This window comes from Sebaldella sp. S0638, assembly GCF_024158605.1.
Classification (GTDB): Bacteria; Fusobacteriota; Fusobacteriia; order Fusobacteriales; family Leptotrichiaceae; genus Sebaldella.
In genome coordinates, this window is sequence record NZ_JAMZGM010000044.1 from 21,657 (window position 1) to 32,471 (window position 10,815).

The 10,815-nt window shown below is 34.3% G+C and carries 11 protein-coding genes; 10 read left to right on the forward strand and 1 reads right to left on the reverse strand.

Features of this window, described 5'->3' with window-relative positions; genetic code table 11:
• Positions 1-56: 56 nt before the first annotated feature.
• Positions 57-527: a macro domain-containing protein gene (locus NK213_RS12285; protein WP_253349569.1), complete on the reverse strand. Its 471-nt coding sequence runs from the start codon at positions 525-527 to the stop codon at positions 57-59.
• A 371-nt stretch (positions 528-898) separates the two neighbouring features.
• Between NK213_RS12285 and NK213_RS12290 the strand changes: the two genes are divergently transcribed.
• The 10 genes from NK213_RS12290 (at position 899) to NK213_RS12335 (ending at position 10,685) form a co-directional block, all read left to right on the forward strand.
• Positions 899-1,627: a GAF and ANTAR domain-containing protein gene (locus NK213_RS12290; RefSeq protein WP_253349571.1), complete on the forward strand. Its 729-nt coding sequence runs from the start codon at positions 899-901 to the stop codon at positions 1,625-1,627.
• Entirely contained in the window at positions 1,628-3,040 is a 1,413-nt protein-coding gene (locus NK213_RS12295) for a histidine kinase N-terminal domain-containing protein (RefSeq protein WP_253349574.1), read from the forward strand.
• Between the two features lie 207 nt (positions 3,041-3,247).
• Complete coding sequence (locus NK213_RS12300) at positions 3,248-4,333, forward strand: NAD/NADP-dependent octopine/nopaline dehydrogenase family protein (RefSeq protein WP_253349575.1); 1,086 nt, start codon at positions 3,248-3,250, stop codon at positions 4,331-4,333.
• 252 nt (positions 4,334-4,585) lie between these two features.
• Entirely contained in the window at positions 4,586-4,939 is a 354-nt protein-coding gene (locus NK213_RS12305) for a hypothetical protein (protein WP_253349577.1), read from the forward strand.
• A gap of 23 nt (positions 4,940-4,962) precedes the next feature.
• Positions 4,963-5,688, forward strand: a complete 726-nt coding sequence (locus tag NK213_RS12310; protein WP_253349579.1) for a hypothetical protein — start codon at positions 4,963-4,965, stop codon at positions 5,686-5,688.
• Positions 5,689-7,058: 1,370 nt separating this feature from the next.
• A complete protein-coding gene (gene rpsB, locus NK213_RS12315; protein ID WP_253349580.1) occupies positions 7,059-7,856 on the forward strand; it encodes a 30S ribosomal protein S2 in 798 nt (265 codons plus the stop codon).
• Positions 7,857-7,901: 45 nt separating this feature from the next.
• Entirely contained in the window at positions 7,902-8,786 is an 885-nt protein-coding gene (gene tsf / locus NK213_RS12320; RefSeq protein WP_253349582.1) for a translation elongation factor Ts, read from the forward strand.
• 49 nt (positions 8,787-8,835) lie between these two features.
• Complete coding sequence (gene pyrH, locus NK213_RS12325) at positions 8,836-9,546, forward strand: UMP kinase (RefSeq protein WP_253349584.1); 711 nt, start codon at positions 8,836-8,838, stop codon at positions 9,544-9,546.
• Between the two features lie 35 nt (positions 9,547-9,581).
• Positions 9,582-10,139 (forward strand): ribosome recycling factor, encoded by a 558-nt coding sequence (gene frr / locus NK213_RS12330; protein ID WP_253349586.1) that lies wholly within the window; start codon positions 9,582-9,584, stop codon positions 10,137-10,139.
• A 66-nt stretch (positions 10,140-10,205) separates the two neighbouring features.
• Positions 10,206-10,685, forward strand: coding sequence for a flavin reductase (locus NK213_RS12335; RefSeq protein WP_253349589.1), 480 nt, complete (start codon positions 10,206-10,208; stop codon positions 10,683-10,685).
• Positions 10,686-10,815 lie beyond the last annotated feature (130 nt).

The window sequence follows — 10,815 nt, forward strand, 5'->3', positions numbered from 1 at the left end:
ATCTTTTTTATTATCCATTTTACAAATTTTACTGTACTACTAATAATATTCCTATTTTAAATATCATAAACATACACCAAAATTCCCTTAATTATCAAAGTTTCCATAATAACAGGCTCAATAAGCTCCCATTTTCCGCCTGCAAGTCCGCAGCCTATTCTCGGCATATGAACACTGGCATTTATTTCCAAAGCATGTTCAGCCACAGAATAAAGACATTCCCGTATAGCTTCATATCTCACAGGAACCCCTTTTGATCCTCTTTTCATACCGCGCTGCCCGATCATATTAGCAACTGTAATATATTTTTCCACTGGAATAAACTGAACCCTCCCCAAAGCAAAATCATTTTTGCTCCTGTTCCTGTGCCATGCACGATACTCGCTTTCAGGCTTATCCCATCGTTTGGATATTTCCAAAACAAAGCCTTTTCCCCAGCCGCCCAGATCATTACAAACATGGGCAATAATCTTATTTCCTTTAACACTGGGAGCTGTGGCATCACCTTTTAAATAATTTATTTTCATTTTCCACACTCTCAAATCTTTTTATATTATTTCATATATTATTTTTTTACCTAATAATAACATTTAATTTTATTTCTGTGAATTCCTTTTTCACAGGAAATAACGCAAATGTCTGTATTCTACCCAATACATTTTTTATTGTATCCCCTATTGACTAAATTTCAAATCAGGGTATAATAAAATACCAAATGTAGTGTAAGGCTCATTTGGAGCATAAATTGTGCCTAAATATGTTTTTTTTATTAACTTTATATAATAAACAGACAACAGAGTCTGTTTTAGCAGTCGAAGTAGCTTGCTGAGAAGTATGATTTTCATACTGAAATTAGCATGCTATTTTTTTTTATCCAAAACCAATAAAGGAGATGATTATGGGGAAAAACCGTATTGTTATAATTGACGATGAGCCTGTCATCCGTATGGACTTCAGGGAAATGCTCACTTTGAACGGATATGAAGTAGCCGGAGAAGCAGCTGATGGTTTTGACGCTGTGGAATTATGCCGGCGTGAAAAGCCCGATCTTGTGATTATGGATATCAAAATGTCTGTATTTGACGGTCTCAGCGCTGCTGAAATCATTCTTTCCGAAGAACTCTCAGACTGTATTATTCTTGTCTCTGCTTATAATGATAAAGAGTTTTTCAAAAAGGCAAAACATGCAGGTGTTATGAATTATCTGATAAAGCCTGTAAGGGAAAAAGTTCTTATTCCCGCAGTGGAAATGGCTCTTGCAAAGAGTCAGGAGATAAGAGCCATGAAAAACAAAATGGCAAAAATGGAAGAACAGACTAAAAATGCAAAAATAATAGAAAGAGCAAAGCATTCTCTCGCAGCCTCATCAGGTATTTCCGAAATGGAAGCTTATGAAAAGCTGAGAAAACTGAGCATGGACAAAAGATGTTCCATGGCAAAAATCGCAGAATCCATCCTAAGTCAGGATTCTGCAAAAATTTATACAGAAAAAGCCAAAGTTTATCTTATGAAAAAATACGAACTTTCAGAACAGGCCGCTTACCTGCGTATAAAACGGATGAGTACCGAAAAAAAACTCTCACTCTCTGACGCTGCCGCTGAAATATTAAACAGTGCAGGAAAGTAGGTGTTATTTATTTTAAGGGAACTTTGTAAAAAATATACAGACCTCGACGACAATGATATTGCCGAACTGGAAGATTATGCCAAAAAACTGAAGATTTTCGCAGAATTTACAGATACTGATCTTTTTATAGACTGCATTATTCCAAACAGCAACTATGCCGTGGTGGTTTATCAGCAGAGACCTGTAGACAGCCCTACATTATTTAAAAATTCAGTATTGGGAGTTATTGTGGGTATTGATACCGAACCGGCAGTTATAAGGACATTAAAAACGGGAATTACTTCAAAAAAGCTGAAAGCTTTTACTCAGGATAAGAAATCTGTTTATGAAACCGTCGTCCCAATTCCGAATTCTCACGGGAAAATAATCGGAGCCCTTGTAAGCGAGCATGATGTTACTAAACAGGTAAATCAGGATAAACAAATAAAGCTTCTGGAACAGACCCAGAAAAAACTCAGGGATAATCTGGAATATCTGAAAAATAATCCGGAAATATTAACAGAACACATTAACCAGTCCGTGATTATTTTTGATCATAACGGACAGACTGTATACGCGAATCCTGAAGCAAAAGCCCTGTATAAAAAACTCGGCTATATTGAAGATATACAGAAAATTCATATGGAAAACCTTATTCTTGATGAAAATCACTATTGTCAGCTGAATGAAAACAGAAGCGGCTTTGAAAATGAAATATCTATTGGAGATCTCACACTGAAAATAAGGTATGTCTGTCTTAGTTTAGAGGGAAACAACTGTACTATGATGATCATTACCGATATTTCCGAAATGAGAAATAAAGAAAAGGAACTCATACTAAAATCTGTGGCTGTAAAAGAAATTCATCACCGTGTAAAAAATAATTTACAGACCATTGCCAGTATACTTTCTATGCAGGCACGGCGTATAAATGATTCTGACATGAAAAGAATCCTGAATGAAAATATTTCATACATTGACAGTATTGCCGCTACTCATGAGATTCTTGCAGAACAAGGTTTTGAACATATTGACATAAAGGAACTTATAAAGAAATTAAGCCTTGCGATTCTGAATTATTCATCTTCTGACAGTAAAACCGTAAAAATTGCCGTAAACGGCGATACAGTTTTAGTTAATGCAGATACGGCATCCAGTGTTATGCTTGTAATAAACGAGCTGCTGAGCAATTCGCTGGAACATGGATTTCGTAATAAAAAATCCGGGATTATAAATATCAAAATTTCCAATGAAGGAGTTTTTGCGATATTTACAATTACAGATAACGGAGACGGATTTCAGCAAAAAACAAATTTTGAATCACTTGGATTAAATATAGTAAAAGCAATAGTAAAAGATAAACTTAACGGAAAATTCCGTATTCAGGCTGAAAAAGAAGGTACAAGCACTGAATTCAGTATTAAAATTAAATAACTAAAATACAACAGAGTATTTTATAAAAGGCAGAATAGCCGCTCATATCCCCTAAACAGGATATGGCAGTTTTATTCTGCCTTTTTTATTTTGAAATTTAAAAATAATGAATGTTTAAAAAACAACAAAAAAAGATTTTCTGAAGTTTTTTAAACCGTCATAAACACGGTTAAAATAAAAATATTATAAATAAAGGAGAGACTCATTATGGAAAAGAAAAAAATCGCAATTTTAGGCGGAGGAAACGGAAGTCATATGATGGCTGCCGATATGAAGGTAAAAGGACATGAAGTCCGTATGTATGAAATGCCTGAATTCAGGGAAAATGTTACGCAGTTATTTAATACACAAACAATAGAAGTTTCTGGTATAATGAAAGAAAAAATCAAGGTAGATATGGTTACAGACGACATCAGAAAAGCAGTGGACGGGGCTGACTATATTCTCGTGGTTACACCTGCATTCGCACATAAAGGTTATGCAAATCTCCTAAAAGGCAATGTTACTAAAGATCAGATTATCGTAGTTTTTCCCGGGGCTTTTGCCGCACTGATATTCAAAAATATCATTGGTGACGATAACTGCCCGGTTATTGCAGATGCCAATAACCTGCCTTATGATGCAAGACTTACTTCACCATGTAAAGTAACACTTTTTGGAAGAAATAAAATAAATATAGCATTTCTTCCGGCTGAAAAAGGATCGGAACTTATTGATACATTAAGAGAAGACCTGTTCCCTTTTGAAAAAATATATACTGACGTTCTGGAATGCGGTCTGGGAATTGTCAATCCCGCATTACATTCAGGGCCGTGTCTGTTAAACATCAGTAACATTGAGTCTCCGCATGTTAATTTTTATCTGTATGAACACGGCTTCACTCCTTCTGCTGCAAAAATAGATATTGTTTTGGATAACGAAAGAAAAGCTGTAGGAAAACAGCTTGGTTATCATCTTACTCCAATAGAGGATTTCAGCGGGCTTGATGAAGGGTACTCATGGCAGGAATTATACAGAGCTACACATGGTGCTATTTCATTAACGCCAATTTCAGGGCCGAATGACATAAATAACCGTTACCTTACTGAAGATGCGCCTTTTGGTCTGGTTCCATGGAGCAGTCTCGGGGAAGCGGTTGGTATTCCTACTCCTACTATTGATGCAGTGATAAGTCTTTATAATATAATACACGAAACTGACTGGCGAGAAAAAGGTTCTACTGTAAAAGACCTCGGACTGGAAGGTATGGATCTGGAAAGCATAAAAAAATACGTAAAAACCGGGAAAAAATAAATACATAATGTTTAGATAAAGCTGCTTAATTAAGAAATTAATATAAACAATATTTAAATCAAAAATTGCATTTTATGTGCCGGCTGTGAATTACTTGACTTGCCGTATTTGGATTTTCAGCCTAAGACACAGGTTATTTCAGAGTCGGAAAAAATATAAATAAAAATTACTTATTTAGCAAAGTAAAATATTTATTTTTTTCCGGCTCTGCCCTACAAAAATATTCTTTTCTCAAATACCGGAGGTATTTTAATGAACGAACTGTTTCGTTGGAGTAAAGTATTCACTTTTGCCGGAGCAATTGTTGCTTATCTGATTGATTCAGGTTTTGCATCCGGTCAGGAAGCACTGCAGTTTTTTACTGCATTCGGCCCGGCTGGGTGTTTTGGTGCTGTTATTATCACACTCATTTTATATGTCTGGTTCAGTTCGGTTATTATGGAGGACGGACGAAGACTGCAGCTTGATTCTGCAAATAAAATTTTTACTTATTACTGCGGAAAATATATTGGTAAATTTTTTGAAATTTTTACGCCAATTTTCCTCTTTCTGGTATTTTCTGTTATGATTGCCGGAGCCGGGGCTACACTTAACGATACGGACTGAACCCCCAGATAGGAAGAATTCTAATGGCTGTTATGGCTCTCGGCACTGTTATAATGGGCTTGGACGGACTGGTAAGCATTGTATCCAAAATCGGCCCTGCTATTATTGTTTTTGCAATAATCGTAGGACTCGGGAATATTATTATGAATCCGTCAGGTCTTGCCAAAGCAGAGGAAACAATGGCTGCCGTTCAGGTTACCAAAGCTGCTTCAAACTGGCTGATTTCCGGAATAATATTTCCTGCAATGGGATGTATTATGCTGGCTCCTTTTCTGGCACAGCTTGGAAAAGAAGCCGCAAGCAAAAAAGAAGCCAGAGCCGGCGGTTTTCTCGGGGGATTTGCATTTGTTACCGCTGTTATGATAATGGCCTACGGACTTATGGCAAGTATCGGGGATCTATATAATAAAGACGTTCCGTCACTTTTTATTGCAGATAAAATGTTTCCTGCAATAGGTGTTCTTTTCTCTTTTATTTTATTCGCCGGAATTTATACTACAGCTGTTCCTATGCTCTGGCTCAGCTGTAACAGATTAATTCCTGACGAAAAAGATAAAAGGTTCAGGATTCTTGCATTAATTTTGACTATTATAGCATTTATAGGAGGGCAGTTTTCTTTTTCTGCACTGGTAAATGCCCTTTATCCTGTTTCAGGTTATTTTGGAATTATTTTGATGCTCTGTATACTAAAAACCCAGTTAAAGAAAAAAGAAGTACCGCTCACAGAAGCCGGTATTTTATCTGAATAAAGCTTAAAACCGGGATTGTATTCAGTCCCGGAATACAAATAAAACAAGATACTAATAAAGTATTTCAGCCCTTTAAAATGAATAAGTTTATTTACAATCCATTTTTAAATTAATTAATTTAAACGCAAAAAATACAGTTTCTTTTTTAATAAAAAACATTTAATTTTATTTAATGATATTTTCTAAGATTATAAAAAGAATTTTTCAAGATTATTCTAAGATTTATTTCTTATAATTAACACATACCAATAAAAGAATATTTTTCTTCATAACCCCCTTTGCCGTCGGTTTCATACCGGCGGCTTTTATTTTATATTTTTAAATTAATAAGTTTATATACTATTTTCTAAATTCATTATTTAATTTTAAAATAAAAAAAATTATAGTTTTTTATAATATGTACACTTATTATTAAACATTTTAAAAATTTTCATTTTTTTGTATTTTAACTATATCCCTCCAATCTTTTATTTTTCAGGCACTTCTCGACTATTGTCCCAAAATATATTATCTATAAAATATAAAACTAAGTTCTATAAAAGAATATTCTAAGCTGCTTTCATTATAATTATCACATACCAATAAAAGAATATTTTTCTTCATAACCCCCTTTGCCGTCGGCTTCACACCGGCGGCTTTTTATTTCTTCATAATATAAAAAATAATAGATACTCGCTGATTTTACAGATATCTAAATTATACACAATGCATATCCGAATACTGAATATTCTTTTTTCCAATTTTCAAACTAATTTATTTAGTTTTATCTGAATAACCAATAAATTTCATCATATTAAATATAAATCTAAGCTTTGAAAAAGAGTCTTCTAAGCTGGTTCCATTATAATTAACACATACCAATAAAAAGAATATTTTTCTTCATAACCCCCTTTTACCGTCGGTTTTATAATCGGCGGTTTTTTTATTAACTTAACTAATTTAATATTTATAAACAAATTTCTTATCAACACCTTTTAGTAACTGTCTTTCCTGAAAAATAATTGATCTTTAAATAAATATTCTAAGTCTATAAAAAGCTTTAAATAAGGATTTTCTAAGACTATTTTCTTATAATTAACACATACCAATAAAAGAATATTTTTCTTCATAACCCCCTTGCCGTCGGTTTTATACCGGCGGCTTTTTATTACATCTGTTTTTATATCAATTTCAATTTTTCAGATATATGGATTTTTCTTCTGATTTGCATTTAATTTGCACTATTTCATTGACAAAATCCTCTATGAATGATAAAATATTTCGATGATTATCACATTTTCTTGCCGGGTTTGGATAGGGTGCCTTAGCTGTAAGGTTTGTCCAGATCAGGAAAATGGATGACAAAAACCAAAAAAATTAGGAGGAACAAAATGGCAGTAGTTTCAATGAAACAATTATTAGAAGTAGGAGCTCACTTCGGGCATCAGGCAAAGAGATGGAACCCAAAAATGAAGCCGTATATCTTTACAGAAAGAAACGGTATCCATATTCTGGATTTACACCAGACTTTAGACTCTACAGAAAAAGCTTATAACTTCATAAGAGAAGTTACATCTGAAGGCGGGAAAGTTCTTTTCGTAGGAACGAAAAAACAGGCACAGGATGCTATAAGAGATGAAGCTGTAAGAGCCGGAGGGTTTTATGTAAATAACAGATGGCTTGGTGGGTTATTAACTAACCTTAATACTATCAAAACAAGAGTACAAAGACTAAAAGACCTTGAAGAGATGGACCAGAACGGTACACTTGACGAATCATATACTAAAAAAGAAGCAGGACTTTTAAGAAAAGAAATGGCAAAATTATCTAAAAACTTAGGTGGAATAAAGGACATGAACAAAGTTCCCGCAGCACTTTTTGTTGTAGATATCAAAAAAGAATTTCTTGCACTTGAAGAAGCTAAAAAACTTGGTATTCCTGTAGTAGCATTAATTGATACAAACGTGGATCCGGATCTTGTTACATACAAAATCCCTGCGAATGATGATGCTATAAGATCAGTAAAATTATTCTCAGAAATAATGGCAAATGCTATAATAGAAGGAAATAACGGACAGGAAGCTGTTTCAGCAGATGCTGATGCTGCTGTATCAGGAGATATGCCTGTTAATGAAGATAAAGTAGCTGTGGAAACAATGGCTGAAAGCGTTGAAGAAGCAACTGAGTAATAAATATAGGAATTATAATCTTAAAGAAAACGGAGGAGTAAAAAAATGGCAGTAACCCCAGCTTTAATTAAAGAACTAAGAGAAAGAACAGGAGCAGGAATGCTTGACTGTAAAAAAGCTCTGGAAGAAAACAACGGAGATGTAGAAAAAGCAATTGACTGGCTAAGAGAAAAAGGAATTGCCAAAGCTGCTAAAAAATCTGGAAGAGTCGCAGCTGAAGGACTTGTTTTTGGTGCAGTATCTTCTGACAGAAAAAAAGGTGTTATCCTTGAGTTTAATTCCGAAACAGACTTTGTTGCTAAAAATGACGAATTCAAAAGTTTTGGAGAAAAACTTGTAGAATTATCACTAAATCATGATGTTACAAGCGAAGATGAATTAAGAGCTATTGAAATAGAAGGTAAAACAATAGATACAGTAATTACTGAACTTATTGCAAAAATAGGTGAAAACATGAACCTTAGAAGGCTTACAGCTATAAAGACTGACGGCTTTGCAGAGACATACATCCACCTTGGAGGAAAAATAGGAGTATTACTTGATGTAAACGGAGAAGCTACACCTGAAAATATAGAAAAAGCAAAAGGTGTTGCTATGCATATAGCCGCTATGGATCCTGGATACCTTTCACCTGATCAGGTTACTACAGATGATCTGGAAAGAGAAAAGGAAATAACTAGAAAACAGTTAGAAGAAGAAGGAAAGCCGGCTAATATAATAGAGAAAATCTTAGAAGGAAAAATGAGAAAATTCTATGAAGAAAATACTCTAATTAAGCAAAAATATGTCAGAGATGACAGCGTGTCTATAGAAGACTTTATCAAACCTTTAACTATTAACGGATTTACAAGATTCAAAGTAGGAGAAGGAATTGAAAAAGGTGAAGTTGACTTTGCAGCTGAAGTTGCGGCACAAATAGCAGGAAATTAAAAATAGGGGTAATTCTACCCTTATTTTTTTGAGATATTTAGGAGGTTTTATGTTAAAATATAAAAGGATATTATTAAAATTAAGCGGAGAGGCGCTTGCCGGTAATCAGAAATTTGGTATTTCAAGCGAAGTTCTTGATAATTTTGCAAGACAGCTGAAAGAAGTTCATGATCTTGGTGTAGAACTGGCCATTGTTATTGGCGGAGGTAATATTTTCAGAGGTATTGCTGGTCAGGAACAAGGCTTTGACAGAGCTACAGGAGATACACTGGGTATTCTTGCCACTATTATGAATGCCATAGCACTACAGAATTCAATAGAAAAAATGGGTGTTCCTACAAGGGTACTTACTGCTGTACAAATGCCGGAAATTGCAGAGCCGTACATCAGAAGAAGAGCAATAAGACACTTAGAAAAAGGAAGAATTATCATTCTTGCAGGAGGAACAGGAAATCCTTATTTTACCACAGATTCAGGCGGTGCATTAAGAGCGCTTGAAATCGGTGCAGACATTCTGGCAAAAGGAACTAAAGTAAACGGTGTTTACGACAAAGATCCGCAAAAGTTTGCAGATGCTGTAAAATTTGATAATATCAGTTTTGACGAAACTTTATCTAAAGATCTCAAAGTAATGGATGCTGCTGCTTTATCACTCTGCAGGGAGAATGACCTTCCTGTTATTGTATTCAATATTCTTGAAGACGGTAATATTAAAAGAATGGTAAACGGCGAAGAAATCGGAACAATTGTAAAAAATTAAATACTTTATATTAAATATGGAAGGTGAAAATTATAATGGTAGACACTTTTTTAAAAGAAACTGAAACCAAGATGGAAAAAGCTGTAGAAAGTACAAAGGACAAATTTGGGAGTATAAGAGCAGGCAGAGCCAATGTTTCTATGCTGGATGGTATCCATGTAGACACATACGGAGCTCCAAGCCCTTTATCACAGGTTGGTACATTATCAGCCCCTGAAGCAAGGCTTTTGACAATTGACCCATGGGATAAATCATTAATTCCTGCTATAGAAAAAGCAATACAGCAGGCTAATCTGGGTCTGAATCCTTCAAATGACGGAAGAATAATAAGACTTTCTGTTCCTGAGTTAACTGAGGAAAGAAGAAAAGAATATGTAAAAATGGTAAGAAAAGAAGCTGAAGAAGGTAAAGTCGCTATTAGAAACATCAGAAAAGATGTAAATAACAAACTGAGAAAATCAGAAAAAGACAGCGAAATAACTGAAGATGAATTGAAATCAGGAGAAGACAGTGTACAGAAGTTAACTGATAAATTCACAAAACTTGTTGATGAAGCTTTGGATAAAAAAGAAAAAGAACTTACTACAGTATAAACTATCATCAAATCCCTGCTTTTTTAGCAAGTATGGGATTTGATTTTTTTATAAGGCGGAGGTAATATGGAAAATATAAATGTTGAATATGACAAATTATATTATGGATTTTCTGCTGTTTTACTGAGCTATTATAACAAAAACGGCGAACCGTGCTGTACAGTCAGCCGTTCTGTTTTTGTTCTCGGAAATATGCTTGTACTTGGCCTGCCCAAGGCATCCAGTGCAGCTGAATTCATAAAGTTTTCCAATAGTTTTTGTGTTAATATCCCTGAAAAGAATCTGATTCGTGATTTTGAAAACAGCGGCGGCGGCAGCTTTGATGTAAACAGATTTTATTCGCAGAATTTTTTATACACAAAATCTGACACTATAAATGCCCCGCTTATGGATATATGTAAAGTTTCTGTAGAGTGTGAAGTTCTCAGTTCACATGAAGATCAGAATTATATTATTATTATCTCAAATATAAAGTCAAAAAATATCTCAAGAGATCTTCTCCATAATGACGGATCATTTATGGGGAGAATTCTTGAGTCTTTATAAATTATTTAAAATAGAAAAGAGACTAACAGCTAAAAACTGATAGTCTCGAATTTAATATGAGCCTGTGATAAAAAGTCTGTAAATAAAAAAATCTTTTTATGATAAACTAAAAACAGGAGGACTTTATTAT

What these genes read in the sequence shown, in the direction of transcription:
- pyrH (WP_253349584.1), top strand. Translation starts at nt 8,836, where the DNA reads ATGTTAAAATATAAAAGGATATTATTAAAATTAAGCGGAGAGGCGCTT.
- rpsB (WP_253349580.1), top strand. Translation starts at nt 7,059, where the DNA reads ATGGCAGTAGTTTCAATGAAACAATTATTAGAAGTAGGAGCTCACTTC.
- frr (WP_253349586.1), top strand. Translation starts at nt 9,582, where the DNA reads ATGGTAGACACTTTTTTAAAAGAAACTGAAACCAAGATGGAAAAAGCT.
- NK213_RS12335 (WP_253349589.1), top strand. Translation starts at nt 10,206, where the DNA reads ATGGAAAATATAAATGTTGAATATGACAAATTATATTATGGATTTTCT.
- NK213_RS12305 (WP_253349577.1), top strand. Translation starts at nt 4,586, where the DNA reads ATGAACGAACTGTTTCGTTGGAGTAAAGTATTCACTTTTGCCGGAGCA.
- NK213_RS12310 (WP_253349579.1), top strand. Translation starts at nt 4,963, where the DNA reads ATGGCTGTTATGGCTCTCGGCACTGTTATAATGGGCTTGGACGGACTG.
- NK213_RS12290 (WP_253349571.1), top strand. Translation starts at nt 899, where the DNA reads ATGGGGAAAAACCGTATTGTTATAATTGACGATGAGCCTGTCATCCGT.
- NK213_RS12300 (WP_253349575.1), top strand. Translation starts at nt 3,248, where the DNA reads ATGGAAAAGAAAAAAATCGCAATTTTAGGCGGAGGAAACGGAAGTCAT.
- NK213_RS12285 (WP_253349569.1), bottom strand. Translation starts at nt 527, where the DNA reads ATGAAAATAAATTATTTAAAAGGTGATGCCACAGCTCCCAGTGTTAAA.
- tsf (WP_253349582.1), top strand. Translation starts at nt 7,902, where the DNA reads ATGGCAGTAACCCCAGCTTTAATTAAAGAACTAAGAGAAAGAACAGGA.